Annotated in this window: 17 protein-coding genes; 4 read left to right on the forward strand and 13 right to left on the reverse strand. The window is 42.0% G+C overall.

Annotated elements, in window-relative coordinates; all coding sequences use genetic code 11:
- Positions 1-20: 20 nt before the first annotated feature.
- Genes NBH14_RS06510 through folB form a run of 3 tightly spaced genes read right to left on the reverse strand, consistent with a single transcriptional unit; the run spans position 21 to position 3,127 of the window.
- Complete coding sequence (locus NBH14_RS06510) at positions 21-1,265, reverse strand: PNGase F N-terminal domain-containing protein (protein ID WP_186958324.1); 1,245 nt, start codon at positions 1,263-1,265, stop codon at positions 21-23.
- Positions 1,266-1,271: 6 nt separating this feature from the next.
- Positions 1,272-2,708 carry a monomeric [FeFe] hydrogenase gene (locus tag NBH14_RS06515; protein WP_186958325.1) on the reverse strand — a complete coding sequence of 479 codons (1,437 nt, stop codon included), beginning with the start codon at positions 2,706-2,708 and terminating at the stop codon, positions 1,272-1,274.
- Positions 2,709-2,764: 56 nt separating this feature from the next.
- On the reverse strand, positions 2,765-3,127 hold the full coding sequence (folB, locus tag NBH14_RS06520) for a dihydroneopterin aldolase (protein ID WP_007654144.1): 363 nt from the start codon (positions 3,125-3,127) through the stop codon (positions 2,765-2,767).
- An 88-nt stretch (positions 3,128-3,215) separates the two neighbouring features.
- On the opposite strand from folB, the gene NBH14_RS06525 reads away from it, so the two are divergent.
- Positions 3,216-3,596, forward strand: coding sequence for a bactofilin family protein (locus tag NBH14_RS06525; RefSeq protein ID WP_186958326.1), 381 nt, complete (start codon positions 3,216-3,218; stop codon positions 3,594-3,596).
- A 34-nt stretch (positions 3,597-3,630) separates the two neighbouring features.
- Here NBH14_RS06525 and NBH14_RS06530 read toward each other — a convergent pair whose 3' ends face one another.
- From NBH14_RS06530 to NBH14_RS06570, 9 genes are all read right to left on the reverse strand, one after another.
- Positions 3,631-6,324, reverse strand: a complete 2,694-nt coding sequence (locus NBH14_RS06530) for a 4-alpha-glucanotransferase (RefSeq protein ID WP_186958327.1) — start codon at positions 6,322-6,324, stop codon at positions 3,631-3,633.
- Between the two features lie 87 nt (positions 6,325-6,411).
- The gene (locus NBH14_RS06535) at positions 6,412-8,955 is read right to left on the reverse strand and encodes an adenosylcobalamin-dependent ribonucleoside-diphosphate reductase (RefSeq protein WP_186958328.1); all 2,544 of its coding nucleotides are present in this window, start codon (positions 8,953-8,955) and stop codon (positions 6,412-6,414) included.
- A gap of 254 nt (positions 8,956-9,209) precedes the next feature.
- Complete coding sequence (gene dnaA, locus NBH14_RS06540; protein WP_128133159.1) at positions 9,210-10,607, reverse strand: chromosomal replication initiator protein DnaA; 1,398 nt, start codon at positions 10,605-10,607, stop codon at positions 9,210-9,212.
- 366 nt (positions 10,608-10,973) lie between these two features.
- Positions 10,974-11,858, reverse strand: coding sequence for an MlaD family protein (locus NBH14_RS06545; protein WP_128133160.1), 885 nt, complete (start codon positions 11,856-11,858; stop codon positions 10,974-10,976).
- 24 nt (positions 11,859-11,882) lie between these two features.
- Entirely contained in the window at positions 11,883-13,079 is a 1,197-nt protein-coding gene (locus NBH14_RS06550; RefSeq protein ID WP_233566776.1) for an N-acetylmuramoyl-L-alanine amidase family protein, read from the reverse strand.
- A gap of 247 nt (positions 13,080-13,326) precedes the next feature.
- Entirely contained in the window at positions 13,327-13,770 is a 444-nt protein-coding gene (rplI, locus tag NBH14_RS06555) for a 50S ribosomal protein L9 (RefSeq protein WP_007654153.1), read from the reverse strand.
- Positions 13,771-13,791: 21 nt separating this feature from the next.
- Positions 13,792-14,061 carry a 30S ribosomal protein S18 gene (gene rpsR / locus NBH14_RS06560; RefSeq protein WP_007654155.1) on the reverse strand — a complete coding sequence of 90 codons (270 nt, stop codon included), beginning with the start codon at positions 14,059-14,061 and terminating at the stop codon, positions 13,792-13,794.
- 2 nt (positions 14,062-14,063) lie between these two features.
- Complete coding sequence (gene rpsF, locus NBH14_RS06565; protein WP_007654157.1) at positions 14,064-14,417, reverse strand: 30S ribosomal protein S6; 354 nt, start codon at positions 14,415-14,417, stop codon at positions 14,064-14,066.
- Between the two features lie 118 nt (positions 14,418-14,535).
- A complete protein-coding gene (locus tag NBH14_RS06570) occupies positions 14,536-16,044 on the reverse strand; it encodes a sulfatase (RefSeq protein WP_128133162.1) in 1,509 nt (502 codons plus the stop codon).
- A gap of 345 nt (positions 16,045-16,389) precedes the next feature.
- Between NBH14_RS06570 and NBH14_RS06575 the strand changes: the two genes are divergently transcribed.
- From NBH14_RS06575 to NBH14_RS06585, 3 genes are read left to right on the forward strand one after another with little or no spacing between them, the layout of a single operon-like run.
- Positions 16,390-18,819: a TonB-dependent receptor domain-containing protein gene (locus tag NBH14_RS06575; protein WP_128133163.1), complete on the forward strand. Its 2,430-nt coding sequence runs from the start codon at positions 16,390-16,392 to the stop codon at positions 18,817-18,819.
- A gap of 18 nt (positions 18,820-18,837) precedes the next feature.
- Positions 18,838-19,872: a sensor histidine kinase gene (locus NBH14_RS06580; protein WP_128133164.1), complete on the forward strand. Its 1,035-nt coding sequence runs from the start codon at positions 18,838-18,840 to the stop codon at positions 19,870-19,872.
- 1 nt (position 19,873) lies between these two features.
- Positions 19,874-20,578, forward strand: a complete 705-nt coding sequence (locus NBH14_RS06585) for a LytR/AlgR family response regulator transcription factor (RefSeq protein ID WP_128133165.1) — start codon at positions 19,874-19,876, stop codon at positions 20,576-20,578.
- A 16-nt stretch (positions 20,579-20,594) separates the two neighbouring features.
- Here NBH14_RS06585 and NBH14_RS06590 read toward each other — a convergent pair whose 3' ends face one another.
- Complete coding sequence (locus NBH14_RS06590; protein ID WP_128133166.1) at positions 20,595-21,815, reverse strand: alkaline phosphatase family protein; 1,221 nt, start codon at positions 21,813-21,815, stop codon at positions 20,595-20,597.
- Positions 21,816-22,180 lie beyond the last annotated feature (365 nt).

Raw genomic sequence — 22,180 nt, forward strand, 5'->3', positions numbered from 1 at the left:
CACATTGACATATTGGCATATTATTCCTCATCCCAGACTAAATAAGCAGACACCAACCAATGATTCAGTTTATTGCCATCTATCTCCTGAGCTTCGGGGATGCTTACGGTAAATGTATGTTCGCCCGGTTGGATATCGGTCAATTCGACCTCCTCAGGCATCACATCGGAACCCGGACACCAGTTTGAACGGGAAAAGTCGGAAGAAGCGACAGGCTCTTCCACTTCTTTCTCCGCATATCCTTTCTCTCCGATATAAGAGGCCAGACGTTTCTCCAACCACACGCCCGTTGCCGGATTGAAACGGCGGAAAGAAGCACAGTCATTACGCCACGGGATAAAGTTCAGCACTTCCTTGCCATCCACAGAAATGATATTGCGCTTCTGTACAAACTCGTCACCTCCACTATGACCGCCATGTCCGGTAACGATATATTTCAGACGCACGTTCTTTGCTCCTTCCGGAACGGTAAAGCCGGTCGACACATCTTTACGGGCAAAAATATCAGGATAAGACTGACCGATATAGTAAACTGTATTCATCAACGGTTCCACATGTCTTTTAGGCAACGCGTCACAGGTTATATCCGATTCGTCCACATCAATGGTAACACTGGCAATATATCCTTCGGGAGTCCAGGTATCGATAAAGACACCCACATAAGCCCCGCCTTCCAGCAAAGGATACAGGTCGGTGATATTCTGCTCCCAGCTCACACTGTCGGCCCACTGGTCGATATAAACAGGCTTGCGTTTGCTACTCAGGCTATCGTCTGCATTGCTGTAATGACCAACACCGAACGGGGTCATAAAACGCATCAGTTCGACAGTCGGTTCATAACCCTCACCGGAAACAATACCAATCAAGTTTTCCAATTTCGTACTGTCTACTGCGGGAAATTGCTTCTCTCCTTTTGCTATGTTCAGCAGATTGATAGCCGACTCTTTGGGGAGGATGAAGCAGGAACCGGACTTATCCCAACGGTCACCGTTGGAGGCGATTGTTACTTTCAGGTTCACGGAGACATTGCGTTTATAGTCGGGCAATGTAACCTTCTTCAGGATGATACGTCCGTTTACCAGATGGTAGATACTGTCTGCTCCCGGTTCACTGTAACCGGCATACTGGTCCGGGGCGAACTTCACCGGAGTGTCGTGGAATACCTGCACGGAATAATCTCCCATCGCCGGTAATTCCCGGTGGCCGCATGCAGTCAACAGCATCGCACCGGCCAATGAGAATGATAATAAGATTTTCTTTGTCATTGTTGTTTAGAATTTAGTAAGTTCCTTAATCAGCTGCTTCTGTCCGGTTACTTTATCGGCGTGGATACAAGGACCGGTTACACACCCGCCTTCGCAGGCCATCACTTCGATAAACTGTGCCGGAGCCTTTCCCGTCTTGGCATAAGCACGAAGCAGGGCGACGTTCTTCTTTGTCAGGTTAGCTACCTGTACGGCATTTACCTGTTCTTCTTTCAGATAGACTTTCACGGCATTTATCACACCGCCGCTCTGGGCAAAGCCATGTGCTTCACGCACGGAATTATAAAGGACGGAGAACGGTTTCGCTTCTTCCACCTTTATACCCAGGCCTTCCAGCACCGAACCGATTTCCTCGAAAGTCAGCGTAAAGTCGACTGCCGGGTCCATCTTTACTTCTTTACGTTTAGCAACGCACGGGCCGATGAAAACGACTTTGGCGTCCGGATGTTTTTCTTTCACGAGACGGGCCGTATAATACATCGGGGAACCGGTTGAAGAGATATATTTCTTCAGGTCCGGAATATGTTTCTCTGCCAGCTGGACATACGACGGGCAACAGCTGGTCGTCATGAACGGTTGTCCCTCTTCCAGCTTTTCCTTCAGTTCTTCCGCTTCCCGGCGGGTCGTTTCCATCGCTCCCTGGGCGACTTCCACAATCTCCTCAAATCCCATTGCCTTAATCGCTCCATACACACTTTCCACCGGTGCACTGAATTGTGCCAGGATGGAAGGTGCCACAATGGCTACCATCTTCTCCTTATTACGCAAACGTTGCAGGATATCAAACACTTGTGATATTTCAAAGATAGCACCGAAAGGACAGGCATTGATACATTTACCGCAGTAGATACATTTCGATTCGTCGATATGCTCCACGCCGTATTCATCTTTGCTGATAGCCTTGACCGGGCAAACTTCTTCACAAGGAATCGGTATATAAACAATTGCATGGTAAGGACAGTTCTGGTGGCATTTGCCGCAACTGATACAAGTGTCATGGTCAATCCGCGCCTGTCCGTTCTTCTTGAACTGGATGGCGTCTTTCGGACAGTTCATATAACAGCTACGCGCCACACAACCACGGCAGAGGTTCGTAATTTCATAGTTTACCTGTACACAGGAAGAACATGCTTCATCCACAACGCACATCAGGTTCTCTTTCTTGTTTTCCGGACGGAGCAGCGCCCGTTTAGCGTACTCGGAAAGCGGTGTCAGTTCGTCAACTTCGTCCTGCATATCAAATCCCAGAAGAGGAAGTGTCTTGTATTTCCATACGGCACGTTCTTTATGTACGCAGCAACGGCCTATTACTTTCGATTTACGGGGACTCAACTCTATGGGCAAACGGTCAATCTCGTCGAGCAGACGATTTTCCTTCCAAAGTTTAACTAACTTCGCCATCAATCCGTGGCGGACAATCATTACGTTGTTGGTAAATGCCATGGTGTTTTGTTTATTTGTGCTTTAATAATGCAAAGATAGAGAAAGTTATCCAAATACTAACCGTAGCTCTCCCTTAGAATTACAGAGGCGCTGTAAACATCGCCCCCAAAAGGCGGGTTCAACTTGGAGAGTTTCAGTTCGATAGCCAGAAGTTGCGGAAAAGTATCCTTCAAGGCTGCCAGGATACGTCCCGCCGCATGTTCCAGTAATTTGGAAGGGATAGCCATTTCACGCTTTACGACTTCGTAGACAACGGCATAATTTATCGTATCTTCCAGGTCATCGCTGGCTACCGCCTTTTCAAGGGGAGCCGTTAATACAAGGTTTACCACAAACGTATTACCGACACGTGTCTCCTGCGGGGAGACCCCATGACAGGCGTAAAATTTCATGGTTTCCAGTTCTATTTGTACTGTCATTTTTCGTTATTTTATCTGTAAAAGTAGATAAAGTAAACCTTTCTGCAAAAAAATAGTCTATATTTGCGATTAAGCAAACAAACTATTTATGATGGGAATAAAACAAAAAGATGAAAACTCTGCCGGTGGCCTACATAATACCCTCGCCGCCGGAACAAACGTAAAAGGTAATATTATTACAGAAACTGATTTCAGATTAGACGGACAGGTAGATGGCGACATCAATTGCAGTGGAAAAATCGTAGTCGGTCCCAAAGGACGTGTAGTAGGCAACATTATTTCTACCAATGCCGAAGTCCTGGGCGAAGTGGAAGGTTCCGTACGTGTCACCGAAAAACTGGTACTGAAAGCTACCGCTAATATTAAAGGAGACGTGTTTACCCAATCGCTGGAAATAGAGCCGAATGCCCGTTTCAACGGTGTTTGCAACATGTCATCCGATATGACGAAGAAAACAAAAGCCCAGTAAATTTACCGGGCTTTTTAATTTTATATACTATTACTTATTTTCTTCCTGAAGCGACAATCAGTTGCGCAACCTTATCATTAAACTCATCTTTCATCAACAGCCTTTCCAATGGTATATGCATCCGGTAGCACCAATAATGGTTTGAGTTGGCCGGGACATTGATTCGTTCGGCTTCGATATCTTTCCTCTTCACTGTATCGTCGATAGCAAACCAGTCCTGTAAAGGAATAATGGTCAGCATAGAATTTGTTGCCAGATGGTTTGTTATAATCCGGACGGCAATTTCCGACGAACATTCCCCGGGAGCCTGCCCTTCATAATGCAATACATTATTATAATAGCGCTGTATCTTTTCGCGGTCTTCCTTCCACCAATTGCGGAGCGGTGACATATCATGGGTCGATGTAGTGCAAACAGAATTATACGGCAGACTGAACAAATCGGAAAACTCCCGCTGAGGAGTCTTTGGCATCCGTTCAATCTCCAGGCTCAGAATCTGTAACTTATTCATTACATCAGGCACCGATTCAGGAATCATCCCGAGGTCTTCCCCGCACACCAGCATGTTGGTACTACCCACCAAAGGAGTCAGCCGCTTGAATGCCTGTGCCTTCCAAAAGTCGTTATGCCGATGATAGAAGAAATCCCAATACAGTTGGTCGAAGGCATACTTTTCGGATGTATTCAATTCACTGTATATATAGGAATGGCTGGCTGAAATACGCGGATGGAATTTTTCCTTTTCCTGTGGGTCACGCAAAAACAGTACCTCATTGGCTATGGCAAACAATCCGTCTTTCAGGCGTAAAGACACTTCGTCTGTTTTCCCACCGAATATGGCTTCTATCTTCCGTTGTGTATCACAGAATGATTTCAGGACGAAATGATTGGATGAAGACTGTGCCAGATAGGTTCCTTCTACCTCCTCTGCCAAATCGCCAAACAACTCGGGCAGGAACTTTCGGTTAATATGCGGTGTAGTAAAACGTGCTTCATTGAAAGTTAATCCGTACTGTTCAATCTCTTCCCGGGTAAAAGGCAAAGCCGGATTAAAATGTCCGCAAAGACCTTGTATATAATCCAACGGGACTTCCCAAATACGGAAAAAGCCTAAGATATGGTCGATACGGAAACAGTCGAAATAGTCGCTCAACTTATGGAAACGCTTCTTCCACCAGGAAAAATGGTCTTTCTCCATAATATCCCAGTTATAAGTCGGAAATCCCCAGTTCTGCCCATTGACAGAGAAGTCGTCGGGCGGAGCTCCTGCCTGGCCGTTCATATTGAAATACTGTGGTTCTGTCCAGGCATCGATACTGGTACGGTTCACTCCGATAGGGAGGTCGCCTTTCAGGACAATGCCATTCTTACGGGCATAGTCGGATACCGACTTGAATTGAGTATGTAATATATATTGCAGGAAATAATAAAAGGATATCTCCGGATAGGCGTCACTGTCTTCCGAGCAAAGTTCGCGTATCTGAGACTTATTATAGATTGCATTCTTATCCCACTTCGTAAAATCGGAAGTCTGGTACTTCTCACGCAGATAACTGTAAGCGGCATAAGGCATCAGCCAGGATTGGCTTTGTTCAAAAAACTCACGGTATTCCGGACTCGACAGAATGGCTTGTCCTTCCTGACTGAAGAACTCACGGCAATAAGCCAGCTTATATCCTACCGCCGCTTCATAATCGACAAAATCCTTTGCATTCAACTCTTCCTGTTTTGCCTTGTAGAAGGCAGCCCTGTCCGCATCCTTCAATTCGCCCATCAAAGGCAAGCTGATATACATCGGATGGAGCGCATAAACAGAAATGGCACTGTAAGGATAAGAATCACTCCGGGTATGGCTCATAGTCGTGTCATTCATTGGCAACACCTGGATAATGCGCTGACGGGTTTTCTTTGCCCAGTCAACCAACATACGGAGGTCTCCCAAATCACCGACACCGAATCCTTGTTCCGAACGCAAAGAGAATACAGGGATAACTGTCCCAGCACACCGCCACAACGGTAAGTTATCACGAAAAGACAGACCGGAGACCACTACTGTTTCTCCGAAATCCTGCGGAGGCAAGTCCAGCTTCCTGTTTTCGTCTTCCTCCCAATATAATGGTTGGTGTTTGTCATTATCATATACCAGGAACTTATATTCCAATGGATAAATGATATCATTGGCATCCAGGTCGATATGCCAGTCGGGAAAGGTATCGCAACTAAGTATCAACGCTTTATCCGGATGCCAGTTTCCCAGGCATTCCTGGTTTCCGGTTATGGCAACACTCTGCCATTTCTCCACCCGGGGAGCCGATATTTTTATTGTCAGTTTCTTTCCGCTCTTAACAACTCTTTCGTATGTATTACAGGGATGTGCAAACAGACTTTTAGTAAAAGCCGATGAGTAGAATGCCAGATTAGCCGGACGTATCTGCCAGTAGTCATATAAAGTATAATGATTGGCATGTCCTTCAAATGTGACCTGATGGTTTTTCTCCCACTCTTCAAATATCTGCTTATCGTTTATACTTAAAAAGTAGCGGTATTCTATAGTCTGTTGCGGCGATGTAAGTTCCAACTCCAGCTCAAGCTGCCAGTTTCCATCCCCTTTGTAGTTCATCTCTTTAGCCAAAGCAGGCTCCCATGAGCCAAGCTCCGGAAGAGACCCTACTATACATAACTTCTGTCCCCAAACGGTATGGAAGTTTATATTAAAGGTGACTTTCATGTGTATCAAATTTAGTTCCGGAGACGAAGGTATAAAAAATGCGGGGATTTTCCCCGCATTCCTATAAAAATATTTGTTATGTTACGCTTATCCACACTTTGAAGCTCCGCAGTTCGTACAGATCAGGCACCCTTCCTGATAGATAAGGGTTTCCAGACCACAGTTCGGACACACCTGTCCTTTTACTTCCGTGCCATTCGGCAGATACTTCTTCAATGCGCGTTCAACCCCATTCTTCCAGGTATTGATCGATTCATTGTTCAGTTCCATTCCCTGAACCAACTTGATAACCTGGTCGATAGGCATGCCGTAACGCAATACGCCGGAGATCAGTTTCGCATAGTTCCAGAACTCGGGATCAAACTTTCCGTCCAGACCTTCGATAGTCATCTTATAACCACGCTTGTTCTTGAACTGGAAATCATAATGTTTCTTGCCGTCTTCATCATAACTCTTGATGATCGTTCCTTTGGATACATTCTTCGGCAACATGATGCCTTCGTCATCATCGGCAAGACCGGTAAAGATCTCATACGGACGACCGTTCAGCAAACCGACAAAAGCGATCCACTTTTCGCGGTTGTTCTGGAACTTCACAACATCAGCCTCCAGTTCACGCGGACGGGTAGAAACAATCACCGGCGGTTGCATGCAATTACAATCATCCTTCTTCTCTTTTTTCTTCTCTGTCGAGAGCAGTACACCTGAGCGGGAACCGTCACGGTAAACCGTACAGCCTTTACATCCGCACTTCCATGCTTCAACATACAAAGAATCTACCAATTCTTCCGATGCATCGGAAGGCAGGTTGATAGTGACACTGATAGAATGGTCCACCCATTTCTGGATACGTCCCTGCATCCGGACTTTCTGCAACCAGTCTACATCATTTGAAGTAGCTTTATAATAAGGTGATTTAGCAACCAACTCATCAATTTCTTCCTGAGTATATTTCTTGATAACGGAATAACCGTTAGCCTGCATCCAGGTTACAAACTTATGATGGAATACGACATATTCTTCGAATGCATCTCCGGTTTCATCCACAAAATCGACACGCGTTTCCGCATCGTTCGGGTTTACCTTACGACGACGTCTGTACACCGGAAGGAATACCGGCTCGATACCGGAAGTTGTCTGTGTCATCAAACTGGTTGTTCCTGTCGGAGCAATAGTCAGACAAGCTATGTTACGACGACCATACTTCAGCATATCCTCATACAATCCCGGATCAGCTTCACGCAAACGGTTGATAAACGGATTCTTATCCTCACGTTTCGAATCATAGATTTCGAAAGCGCCACGCTCTTTAGCCATCATTACGGAAGAACGATAAGCCTCCAAGGCCAATGTCTTCTGGATTTCTTCTGCACACTCTGTTGCCTCGTCCGTTCCGTAACGCAGTCCCAGAGCCGCAATCATATCGCCTTCAGCAGTGATACCCACACCGGTACGACGGCCTTGCAATGTCTTCTTTTGTATCTTTTCCCACAAATGGCGTTCCGTTTCCTTCACTTCCATTGATTCCGGGTCAGAATCAATCTTTTCAAGAATCTTCTCGATCTTTTCAGATTCCAGATCGATAATATCATCCATGATACGTTGTGCCAATGCTACATGTTTTTTGAACAGATCAAAATCAAAGTAAGCATCTTTTGTAAACGGATTTACGACATATGAATAAAGATTGATAGCCAGCAAACGGCAACTATCGTAGGGACAGAGAGGTATTTCACCACACGGATTGGTAGAAACCGTACGGAATCCCAGATCGGCATATGAATCAGGAACAGATTCACGCAAAATAGTATCCCAGAACAAAACACCGGGTTCAGCCGACTTCCATGCATTATGGATGATCTTCTTCCACAAAGCAGCCGCATCGATTTCTTTTACTGTAGTCGGTTCATTCGAGTCAGTCGGATATTGTTGTTTATATGAAGTTCCGCTAACAACGGAATTCATAAAATCATCATCAATCTTCACCGAAACATTTGCCCCGGTAACTTTTCCTTCAGTCATTTTTGCATCAATAAAGGACTCCGAATCCGGATGCTTAATTGATACACTTAACATCAGCGCCCCACGACGACCGTCTTGTGCTACTTCGCGTGTCGAATTAGAATAACGCTCCATAAACGGCACCAAACCAGTAGATGTAAGAGCTGAATTTTTAACAGGAGAGCCTTTCGGACGGATATGCGACAAATCATGTCCCACACCTCCGCGGCGCTTCATTAACTGAACCTGCTCTTCATCAATCCGGATAATTGCACCATATGAATCGGCTTCTCCGTCCAATCCTATAACAAAACAATTAGAGAGTGAGGCAATCTGGAAATCATTGCCAATCCCCGTCATCGGACTTCCTTGCGGAACGATGTAGCGGAAATGATCAAATAGGTCAAAAAGTTCCTGTTCTGATAAAGGATTAGGATACTTTTTCTCTACACGGGCAATTTCACTTGCCAGGCGGTGGTGCATATCCACGGGAGATTCCTCATAAATATTCCCGAATGCATCCTTCAAAGCATACTTGTTTACCCATACTTTAGCGGCAAGTTCGTCGCCCGTAAAGTAGTCCAGTGAAGCCTTAAATGCTTCATCGAATGTGTAAGTTTTATGGTTCACGATAATTACTGTATTAATAATAGTGCAAGTTTAAGAATACTTTATTTATTGACCAAATTATTCAACAACTAAAATCGAAAAGAATATCAGGTTTTCCAATTCATTTTATACTATATATGAAAATCAACACATTAACTTTTCACAAACCCAAAAATATTTTCCAAAAAGAAAACCACTAATATTTCCATGTTTCCCAAAACAGAAAAAGGATGCCATATAAAACGACATCCTTTCCACCTATATAAAATGATTTATCAGCTTCTTAATTTAACCTCGATCTCTTCAACAGACGAACGGAAAGACTTGCTTGTTTCCATCTGGTCCTTGATTGTTTTGCAGGCATGCAATACTGTGGCATGATCTTTCTTTCCTACAATCTTCCCTATATGGGAAAAAGAACAATCGGTATACTTTTTGGCAAGGTACATCGTAATCTGACGAGCCTGCACAATCTCACGTTTTCTGGAGCGTGTCTGAATGACTGCCTGATCCAGATTGAAATAATTACATACGATTTCCTGAATCATCTGAACAGAGAGCTGTTTTTTCTCCAGACGGACAGCCTGACTTACCACACGTTTTGTCAGAGGCAGATCTATTTCCTTATTATTAATAACAGCATTCGCCATCAATGAAACAAGGATACCTTCCAAATCACGTACATTTTCAGTAACATTATTCGCTATGAAGTTGAATACCTCATCCGGAATAACGATACCGTCATGGTTGATCTTATTCTTCAGGATCTTCTTTCTCAAATCAAGATCCGGACGGCTCAACTCAGCTGTAAGCCCCCATTTCAGACGGGTTATCAATCGCTCCTCCATCCCCTGCAAATCGACAGGCGCCTTATCCGAAGTAAGGATCAACTGTTTTCCCAGCTGATGAAGATGATTGAATATATGGAAGAATGTATTCTGAGTCTTATCCATACCGATCAATTCCTGGATATCATCCAATAGCAGGACATCGATATTTTGGTAAAAATTCAAAAAGTCATTCGTTGTATTCTTACGGATTGCATCAGTAAACTGAACACGGAACAGGTGAGAGGAAACATATAACACCTTCTTTTCCGGATGAAGTTCACGGATACGGGTTCCTATGGCATGACACAAGTGTGTTTTACCAACCCCTGACGGTCCGAAAATAAATAAAGGATTAAACGTCGTCTTCCCAGGATTCTGTGCAACAGCCTCACCTGCCGTACGAACTAACTTATTGCTGGTCCCTTCAAAATAGTTATCAAAGTTATACTTGGGATTTAATTGAGGATCCAAATCCTGAGGTGCAGTCTGTACAAATGGATTGGGAGCCTTATTCGCATCTTTGGGAGTTATCTTCTTTACTGCTACCGAACCATTCTCTGCCGGATAATCTACGGTGCCACCAGTCGTCTTATCTACCATAACACGGTAGTTAAGAATCGTACCCTGACCTATTACACGATATAGTGTAACTTTCAATACATTTACGTATTTCTCCTCAAGGTACTCATAAAAGAACTGGCTCGGCACCTGGATCGTGAACTTATTATCCTCATAGGATAAAGGTATGATCGGCATGAACCATGTGTTAAAAGCGGCCTCCGGCACGATGTCTTTAATGACAGCGAGGCATTTATTCCACAATGTCTGATATTCAGTCTGCATGATTTATTACTCTCCCAACTATACTTTTTTATTTTTCCGACTACAAAGTTTAGAAATTAATTCGGAAAAAAAAAGTGCCGAATTATTTGGTTCTTTTGAATGTTTAATATAGCATTTAGTGTCAACAAGTTATAGAAAACAACTCTGATTTACAACCACTTAAATACTTACTCATTCAAGAGCCCTTTATTTTGGGGCACTTTTAATTATTACGCTATCCCACTGTTTCTCATGCAAAAAGGCCCGTAGACTACGTTATTTTCCTCTATCTAAAGGCCTTATGCATCTCTAAAATTACGTTTAGACAGTTTTTTCCTTAATTGGAAAAATTCTAAATAAGATTAGATGATTTAATATTCTTTTCGGTTAAAAAACAGAAAAATGAACATATCTTTTCGGATTCTGCTTCAGATCCAGTAACAACCTTGATGCATTTATCATCGTACTATCCAGATTATTATATAAACTTCTGTCATTCAGCAACAATCCTAATGTATTATCCTTCTGGTTCAACTTGTCTGTTGTCAGTTGCAGATTTGCCAAAGTCGCATTAATGGAATTGACGGTAGTCGCCAGATCCAAATCTTTTAAACTGGTACTCACCTCATTAAAATTACCAGTTATCACTTTCAAATCAGACATAATACCCGGCACGTCTTTACTCAGCATAGTATTCAACTGGCGGGTAGAAGCCTCCAGGTTACCTGTAGTCTTCGCTATATGATCGAGAGACTGCGTAATAGCCGGATGATTGATCAGCACCTGCAAACCGCCCAGTATAGAATCCAGCTTGGGCAAAAGGTCTTCCACTCCCGGCAGAATCTTCTCCTGCACGGACTGCATCATATCCTCTTCCATCTTTCCTTCAATCGTAGCCCCAGGCTTTAAATAATCCTTTACATATTTATTCAGATGAATATGAAGTTCGCCACCACTCAGAAGCGTCTTTATAATCGTAATGTAACTTCCCGTCGTAAGTTTCATTTCATCATCCAGACTGATCTCTACCGTTATTTTATCTGTATTCTCATAATCATAAACAATACTTCTTACCAATCCCACTTTAAAACCATCGATATAAACAGGACTGGATACCGTCACATCCTTCACATTATGAAATGTAACGAAATAATGATTTACCGGTTTAAATAAATTTATACCTTTCAGATAATTAATCCCGAAATACAGCAACGCCAAACTAATAATACTTACAAGTCCAATCTTTGCCTCTTTGGTCAATATACTTTTCATCCTTTTAAATTATATGTTTCTCTTTTAATACTTTACCTTTTTGCCATCTTTAAATGCTACGATAAAAGCATCTTTAAAGTCTTTGGCAGCCTGTCGGCGCAACTTCCTGATCGAATCGAAATCGGTCGTTTCGCCATAGGTGTATTTATAGATTCCTTTCTCCACAAAGAAGTCTACATTCTTATATCCTTTAAACACTTTTGCCCCCGGAGAAAGTTTTTTATCCGAAGTAAGAATTTGCACTTTATAGACAATTTTCCCTGTTGCATTCGATTTTGTCCGAGTCGCAGCAGTTTGTTTCTTTTGTGAAGAAACCGAAGTATTTTTCTTTTTATTCAGAATATCCTCTTCACTACCGGCAGGCACAGTCTCTTCCGTTGCTTCATATTCAACATAAGACACCTCCGAGCTTGCTATACTCGGCGTAGATCCGGATACTCCTCCCTGCTTTCTGTCATATTCTTTCTTATACCTGTTGAATGCGTCATACAAAGCACTCGCCAGTCGGTTTTGCCCATCCGAAGATTTCATAAAACGCTCCTCATCCCGATTTGAAATATAACCCAGTTCGACCAGAACGCTCGGCATACTTGTCTTTCTCAAAACCAGAAAACCGGCTTGCCTTACCCCTCTATCTGCCCGTTTTGCCGAGACAAAGCATTTTTGTATCTCTGAAGCAAAACTAATACTCTGCTCCATATGCTTATTCTGCATAAACTCAAAAATAATATAGGATTCGGATGAATTCGGATCAAAACCTTCATACTTCTGCTGATAGTCATCTTCCAGCAAAATGGCGGAGTTTTCACGCATAGCCACAGCCAGGTTTTCGTCGGTACGAGCCAAACCTAACGTATAAGTTTCCGTTCCACGAGCTGTGCTACCTTTTTTGACTGAATTTGTATGGATGGATATAAAAAGATCCGCCTTATTACGGTTGGCTATATTCGCACGTTCATCCAGTTCTATAAAGCGGTCTGTCTTACGGGTATAAACAACTTTTACATCGTTATGGCTGGCCGCTATCCTGTCTCCGAGTTTTAAAGCCACAGAAAGATTAATGGCTTTTTCATCGATAACGGTACCGCGAGCCCCAGGGTCCTTTCCTCCATGACCGGCATCAATCACGACAGTAAAAGTCTTCTCTCTCGCCTGAAGTACAGGAAGAGTCAAAAACAAGGCCATCAACAGATTAATATATAGAAAAGATATTCTAGCCACAGTAAACGATTTTATGCAAATTCGGGGCAAATGTAGCATTTTTTTACTGATAAAGAGAAGTCTTTTTCTATAAATAATTAGTCATAGCCTGTTTAACGTCGTTCATTCCGGTATCCGGCCCATAGGACAACAAAACAAAACCAGATGAGTCTTTATACAATATAAAAGGAGTCCACCCAACCATATAAAACCACAAAAGGGCAAATCCCGAAGGACCGCCCTTTTCAACTTTATATCGTTTACTGAATTATTCAGAAACCACTTCGAAAGGAATTTCAACAGAAACTTCCTTGTGAAGTTTAAGGATTGCTTTGTAGTTACCTACTTCCTTAACAGCATCCTTAATGTAGATAATCTTACGTTCTACTTCGAAACCAGCTTTTGCCAAAGCTTCAGCAACCTGGATATTTGTAACAGAACCGAAGATTGTACCTGTTGAACTGGTCTTTGCACCGATAGTCAATGCAACGCCTTCCAACTTTGCAGCCAATGCCTGAGCATCTTCTTTGATCTTAGCCAATTTGTGAGCACGCTGTCTCAGGTTTTCAGCTAATACTTTCTTAGCAGACTCAGAAGCGATTACTGCCTTACCCGTGGGGATTAGAAAGTTACGTCCGTAACCGTCTTTTACTGTTACGATATCGTCTTTGTAACCTAAATTGATTACATCTTCTTTCAAAATAACTTGCATATTCTGTCTCCTCTCTTTTTATTATTTCATTAAATCGGTTACGTAAGGAAGCAACGCCAGGTGACGAGCTCTTTTTACAGCCTGAGCGATACGACGCTGGAACTTCAAAGAAGTACCTGTAATACGACGCGGAAGAATTTTACCCTGTTCGTTCAGGAATTTCTTCAGGAATTCAGGATCTTTGTAATCGATATACTTGATACCGTTCTTTTTGAAACGGCAATATTTCTTTTTCTTAACGTCTACTGAAGGCGGAGTTAAATATCTGATTTCTGATTGAGTTGCTGCCATGATTAATTCTCCTTTACTGTTTCTTTAGATGATTTCAGATTTCTTCTCTTAGCGGCATATTCTGCTGCATATTTGTCCTGGCGGAAAGTCAGGAAGCGGATCACACGTTCGTCACGACGGAAGTGAACTTCCAGAGTAGCGATAGTTTCCGGATTTGCCTTGAATTCAACCAGCTGATAGAAGCCTGTTGTTTTCTTGTCGATAGGATAAGCTAATTTGCGCAATCCCCAATTTTCTTCGTTCACGATTTCAGCACCCTGTTCTTTCAGGAGGTTCGTGAATTTTTCTACCGCTTCCTTCATCTGTGCGTCAGACAAAACGGGAGTTAAAATGAAAACGGTTTCATAATTGTTCATAAAACGCTGTTTTATATTTGTTAATACTTAAAATTTGCGGGGCAAAGGTAAGAAGTTTTTCTGAGTATACAATACATTACGTGTTATTTTTTACTCCATACGTCTGCTACTTCCTCTTTTAATAAACCGGCCTCAGCACATTTCCCTTCGCATCTTCCGGATAAAGCGCACCTTCGGCATCGAGTTGTGCCGTCATTGCTTTTACCATCTTAACCAATAATTTAGGATTTCTTTCCGACACATCCAGTGATTCGCCCGGATCTTTCTTTAGATTATACAGACGACAACGAGGTTCGGATGGATTTTCCGGGTTATAATAATAAATCAGTTTCCAATCTCCTTCTATATAAGTAGTAAAGTAACTTCCCCGATGCTCATGCGGAAAATGCATCAGGACAGTTTCCGGACGGCTATTATTTCTCTTTCCTTCCAATTGCTCCCGCAGATCGACACCATCGACAATATGTCCCTTCGGATTTTTTGCTCCGCTCAAAGAAACAAGTGTCGGATAGATATCCATCACTGTACCCATCTGTAACTGGACACCACCTACTTCAATCGGTAATTGTTTTTGAACCGGATTATTCATATCCGGCTTACCCCAGCAAGCAATAAACGGAACGCGGACACCACCTTCAAATTCAGAACCTTTCTTTCCACGCAGAGGAGCAGAAGAAGTGTAACCTTTATCATCTCCCAGAGGGGCATCGGAACCATTGTCACCCAGAAATATAATTAATGTATTCTCGGCAATCCCTAATTCTTCCAAGTGATCCATAATATCACCCAACGATTTATCCATTCCTTCGATCAACGTAGCAAAATCAGCCGCGACTTTCGGCCTTCCCGTATAACGGTAATGGTCGGCAAAACGTTTATCTGCTTCAAAAGGAGAATGAACTGCATAATGGGACATATATAAAAAGAAAGGTTTCTTCTCCCCCACGGCCTCAGTGATCTGCTCATTGGCTTCCAATGTCAGAGCTTCACTCAGGAATGTATCCGTACCATGATACTTTTCTAATCCCGGAACAGCACGAGCCTTCTGCCCTTTTATATTTCCATATCCGTTTTCCCCGTAATAACTACCCGGATGCCCGATGGAAGAACCGGCTATATTCACATCAAAACCTATATTCTGAGGCAGTTCCCCGTCGCTGTTCTGGCAACCGAAATGAGCCTTGCCGACATGAATCGTTTTATATCCGGCTTCGTGCAGCACACGGGGCAATGTTACATCATTCTTCGAGATACCTTTCCAGTTCCAGTCTGTCGGACCGAAAGGTGTTTTGTTATTTGTTTCAGAATTGATCCAGTTGGTCGTTCTGTGCCGGGTCGAGTTCTGGCCGGTCATGATAGATGCGCGGGAAGGAGAACTGACACTTTGCGCATAGAAAGTAGAAAAACGAATTCCCTGGCGGGCCATACGCTCCATATTCGGAGTCTGATACCAGTCGTTCAGCGGATAACGGACCGGATTACCTGCCTCATCCGTTAGAAACGGAAGCGAAGTATCCATAAGGCCCATATCATCAACCAGAAAAACAATAACATTCGGACGTTCCTGTGCCACAAGCGGCTGTCCGGCTAAACATAAAAGAGTTGATACACAAAGAGTTTTTTTCATGATATTTCAATTTTACAAAATTATCTTTAGGAGATAAGGCTTTGGACAAAAGACCGCAGATAAAATCCCCAACGGCCCGGATAATAAGGCGGCAATCCTGCATTTTCTATGTCTTGCACTACATTTCCTCTAATATCCCAGTTGCAAAATTAAACAATATCTCTTAAACCGAAAGTTTATGCTCCCGTTTTTTCAACTGTCAGGCACTCCCCTTACAGAAAAGGAATCATCCGGAAAGATACTTTTTTACCTTTCATCAAGTAAATTATTCCGTTCGTCAGGTTAATTTGATAGCCATATTGCTTCGGATTAGTTTTGAGCCAGAAATCAAAAAACAATAAAGTTATGAAATACAATAAAATGTATATCCTGGTTGTATTACTGATTCTGTCGATCAGCATATCCGCACAATCCGTCATATCAGGTAAAGTAATAGACAAAGACAATGCACCTGTAGCCGGTGCAACAATAGTAGTAGTCACCCATGCTGATTCAACCTACATAACAGGTGTTATATCAGATTTGGACGGACAATTCGAAATCCCGAATCTCAAACCAGACAGTTATATCCTTTCATTTTCTATGATGGGACTAAAAAAGATCAGCATGCAGCAACAAGTCGGACCAAATACTAAAAACGAATTGGGTAACATCGTTATGGAAGAAGATTCTTATATGTTGTCTGCTGTAACTATAACCGGTAAACGTCCCCCGGTGAAAGTCGAATCAGGGAAAATGACAATCAACCTATCTTCCGCATTATTGAGTACGGATGGCAATATACTGGATGCATTAAAAAAATTGCCGGGAGTAATCGTTCAAAATGACGGATCGATTATTCTAAATGGCAAATCAGGTGCGAAAGTATTGATCAATGATAAAGTAACTTATCTGTCAGGGGAAAATCTGGTCAATTACTTGCGTTCCATCCCCGCCAACTCCATTGAAAATATCGAACTGATATCCCAGCCATCATCAAAATACGATGCGGCGGGTAGTTCGGGTATGATTAATATCCAGAAAAAGAAAGTCAAAGAACAAGGTATAAACATTGCAGTATCTTCCGGTTTGGAGAGAGGGAAATATACCAAAGGATATGAAAATTTATCTTTAAACTTCCATCATAACAAACTGAATATATATGCTGATTACTCTTATTACTGGGGGAAAGACTATATAGAACTCACAGTCTCCGGTCATTACATAGATCCGGTCACTTTAAAACCACTCGAACTACGAAAGGACTTCGTTAATGATATAGAAAGGGAATATAGAGGACATTCTATAAATGCCGGGATAGATTATGACCTTTCGGATAAAATAACCGTCGGAACATATTTATCGCCAAGTTGGTTTAACCGGGACAAAAACGAAACTATCATATCAGACTTCTTTAAGAATAACAGCACTCAAAGCGATTCTACTTTAACAGCGTTAAGCGCATTGGATCACGGCTACACCAATATCACAGGAGGAGCCAATATGGTATACAAATTTGCGAAAGCAGGAAAATGGGACGCCTCCTTCGACTTCCAACTGTTTGACCAGAAAGACGATCAGTTGTTGAAATCCTTTTTCCAGACTCATATCAAACCATTACAGGAAGATACAATGTCCGGCAAAACAAATGGGGATATTAAAATATACAGCGGACAAACTAATTTAAGTTATGATATGTCTGAGAAATTTGGAATAAAAGCCGGACTGAAAACAGTTTTCGTAAATATTGGAAGCGATGCTTTGTATAAAAACCTGATTGACGACAATTGGCAGGAAGACAACAACCTCAGCAGTAATTTTGCTTATAATGAAAACATCAACGCAGGATATTTTCAATTCAACGCTAAATGGTCTCCCCACTTTTCAACAGAAATAGGTTTGCGATTAGAAAATACATATACAAAAAGCGATTATAGTTCGACCACTCAGGACACTACTTTCAGTAAAAGATATACAGACCTTTTTCCTTCTCTGATGGCTCAATATCAACTATCTGAGAATCACAGTCTGTCTATGGCATATAACCGTCGTATTGTCCGCCCCAATTACAGGAATATGAATCCTTTCGTGGAAGTCAGAGATCAGTTTTTATATGAGCAAGGAAATACCGGATTGAAACCTGAGTTAATAGATAATATAGAAATTTCATGGCTGTTCAAAAAACGCTACTCATTCAATGTATTCTACTCTCATATAAACAATCCGATCTCTACTAGTTTTCTGGTCGAGGATAGCCGCGTCATGATTATGCCGCAAAACTTATCCGGCAATAATTCATTCGGATTAAGAGTCGGATTAAACAACCTGCAACCTTTTAATTGGTGGACAGCTCACATAAATGGTTCTTTAACTTATAAACAATTCGATTGGACGGCATCCGGGAAAACATTAAAAAATGAGGCTATCACCCCAATGTTACATATCAGCAATCAATTCAGGCTACCCTACGGATGGGGAGGAGAAGTTCAAGGATTTTATAGCGGCAAGATGATCGAAGGACAAACCAGGGTGAAATCTTTATGGACACTATCGCTCGGAGTTCGCAAAAACCTGTTTAAAGACAAATTTAGTATGTATATTTACGCTCACGATATCTTTCATTCTCTTCGTCCCCGTGTCAGTATAGACAGTAACTATCTGTATTATACATCTAAAGAAAAGAATGATAGCAGAATGATAGGAATATCGCTCGGTTACCGTTTTAATCGTGGCAGGGAGATAAAGAAATCCCAAAAGGCAAATAGGATCGAAGAAAGTAAACGAATAGGCTTGTAACATTAAAGATAAAAACAAATGAACTTAAAGCATGACTGGATTAATTCCTTACTTATCGCGTTAACACTTACATTGTGCATGTTTATTGTTGTGGATATTGCTTATAATGAGCGAATATGGGAATTTAATCCGTTTGCTTTTAGAGCCCGTTTACTGGCTATGGGTATAACCATTACCACATTCTTTCTGGGAAGTTTTATTTATCAACGAATAGCACGCTATTCTATCAATAAAAGCAAAGATAAGAAGAAAGCAAGCTGGAAAGAATATGTGTTGGTTTTTCTAATAAATTTTACCCTCTTAAATATCACACACACATTTATTCAGTTTTGTGTAAACTTGAATGACACTTTTAAATGGGGGGAATCGGCACTGATTAATGTGGTTGTATCTCTTATGCTGTTTCTATATTATACGCTGGTGCGCAATGGCATTTTATTCAAAAGTTTCATTGAGCAAAACCTTCAACTGGAAAAGGTTAAAGTCGATCAGCTAGAAACCGAACTGAAATTCCTTAAATCGCAATACCATCCGCATTTCCTGTTCAATGCCTTAAATACCATTTATTTTCAGGTAGAGGATACAAACGGGGAAGCCAAACAAAGTATCGAACAGTTATCCGACCTGCTACGCTATCAGCTCTATGATATAGAAAAGGAGGTGAGAATGGAACAGGAAATAAGTTATCTTAAATCATATATTGCTTTTCAGCAGTTACGGATGACCGAAAGGCTCGTGCTGGATCTGTATTTCGATCCGGAGTTGAAAGATCAGAAGATACACCCTCTCTTGTTTCAGCCTTTAATTGAAAATGCTTTTAAATATGTAAGAGGTGAATACAGAATACAACTGGAAATGAAATCAGACGGGAGACAAATTCTGTTTGAAATAACAAATTCAATATCCCAATCGCAGAGCACCAAAAAGAAAAAAGGGATAGGCATTGAGAATTTAAAACGACGGCTCGACCTTCTGTATCCTGATAAATACAACTTAGAGATTAAACAAACAGAAAATCTGTTTGTTGCTAAACTTACTATAAGCACAAACTGACATGAAAATAAAATGTATCATAACAGATGATGAACCCATGGCTAGAAAGGGGTTACGGGGTTATATCGAAAAAATAGAATTTCTCACACTGGTCGGCGAATGTGAAGATGCTATTCAGTTAAACACAATGCTGAAGAACCAACAGGTCGACCTTATCTTCCTCGATATTGAAATGCCTGAAATGACAGGACTGGAATTGCTATCAAACATAACCAACCCGCCTAAGGTTATCATCGTATCGGCTTATGAGCAATATGCCCTTAAAGGATATGAGTTCGAAGTAGTGGATTATCTTCTGAAACCGGTATCCTTCGATCGCTTCCTAAAATCAGCAAACAGGATTCACGCCCTGTTGCAAACAGAACAGAAAGAAGCTGACGATTACATATTCGTAAAGAGCGACAAGCAGTTGAAGAAGATTCTGTTCAAAGATATCCTCTTTATCGAAAGCATGGAAAACTATGTTATCATCCAAACTGTGTCCTCTAAAGAAATAGTGTACACCACCCTGAAACAGATCCATGAATCGTTGCCACAGGATATCTTTCAACAGACCCACCGGTCATATATTGTAAATATCAACCAGGTAAATGCTATCGACGGAAATCTGCTGAACGTAAACTCATACAAAATACCCGTAGCCCGGAACCTAAAGGATAACATCTTCAACCTGATACTGAATAACCGGTTAATAACCAAAGGTTAGACCTATTGTAATCCAGCTATTTCTGTAACCAACGGTTCAGATGATTGCCCGGAGACACGACAACGAACTTATAAAACTGCGATGCCGGTAAAACCTGTAGATCGACCGTATAACTTTTCACGCCGGCCGGAAGTTCCGCGAGCTTAGTCCACTCATCCTTTCCGCCTTCCCTGAACTTATTAGCGGAAGCGGCATAGACTGCGACCGGGGCATTTCCTGTATAGGATTTCCAGGACAACTCCACCGTATTATTATAAGGCAGGGTTTGCAAATCATAAATATCGGTCTGCCCGATAAACGGCATGCCGTCCTGCTCCCAAAGTACAGCCTGCGGAATTTCAAATCCCATATAACGGCAAATGGAAGGAGCGATATCCGTGATAGCCAGGGAGCCTTTTGTAAAATGACTGTTTACAGGGATATTGGTCGAAATCCAGGTAGTACGTTCGCGCCAGGACTGCCCCCCGTGACCGTGACCATTTTCTCCGCGTCCGTGATCGGTGGTAACAACAACCATCCATTCTTCATCAAAGTTTGCTTCGCGGTACTTGACGGCTTCCCAGATACGGGCAACCTGATTGTCGGCCTTCCGGACATATTCGTCGAAGAAAGCCCCGTTTCCGGCAATATGCCCTGCGTCGTCGGTATACCACAGATAAACCCAGCTCAGGTCGGGCGCCTCTTTACGGATACCTTCTGCGGCATCCTTCGATATTTGTTCATCTATATCGAAGATATGCAAATCCTTCTCCTTTTTAGGAAAACGAATTGTATCCAGGTCGTAACCGTCTTTTACATAATCTATTTTAAGATTGTTTGTTTCCTTCTTCCCCTCCCCGATCAACACGGTACGGTTATCCGTCCAACTGGAATAAATGGCTGTTTTATACTCTTTGGGTTGTTCTTTCGCGATCCTGAAGATAGTCCAGTAGTTATAATTGGGTTTCAAGTCCGAATTGCCGCCCACATTATGCTTGTTAAACCAAGTAGATGTCAGCAAATTAGTATATCCGATCGCCGAGATCGTAGCGGTCTGGGAATATCCTCCTATCTCACCTCCGGTATAAGCCCTGCCATAGGCTCCCCTCGACGCTATATCAAAAATCGCCGGAGTATGCAGTCTCTCGATCTGGTCGGCAGGAACCCCGTCGATGATTATATACACTGCCTTCTTCGTCTTGGCAAACAAACCGGCGCAACACAGTACCATCAGTAACAAAGAATAAAAACGTCTCATAACTATCTCCCCCTATTGATTATTAATGAAGTCCTAAAAGTACACAATTATTTTATTTAATGAAATAAAGAACGGCATAAATCAAACTAACCGGAAAGACATGACTATTTAGTTTGTTTGTCATAGACTTTTCGTATTTTTCTCCCTTATTCTATTTCTTTTGAGCAAGCTAAAAATCAATTTTCAGCATGCATAAATTTAATTTCCGGCATGCTCAAAATTAAATTTATGCATGCCGGAATGAATAAAAATACAAGAGGTAAGAACTAAATAGTAATATAGAAAAGATTAAAATACGATGTCTTCCGTTCTAATTGTTTACCTACCTTTGCGACCGGAACAATGATATACCCGTCGCGGTTATA

This window comes from Parabacteroides caecihominis (assembly GCF_023656785.1).
Classification (GTDB): Bacteria; Bacteroidota; Bacteroidia; order Bacteroidales; family Tannerellaceae; genus Parabacteroides; species Parabacteroides segnis.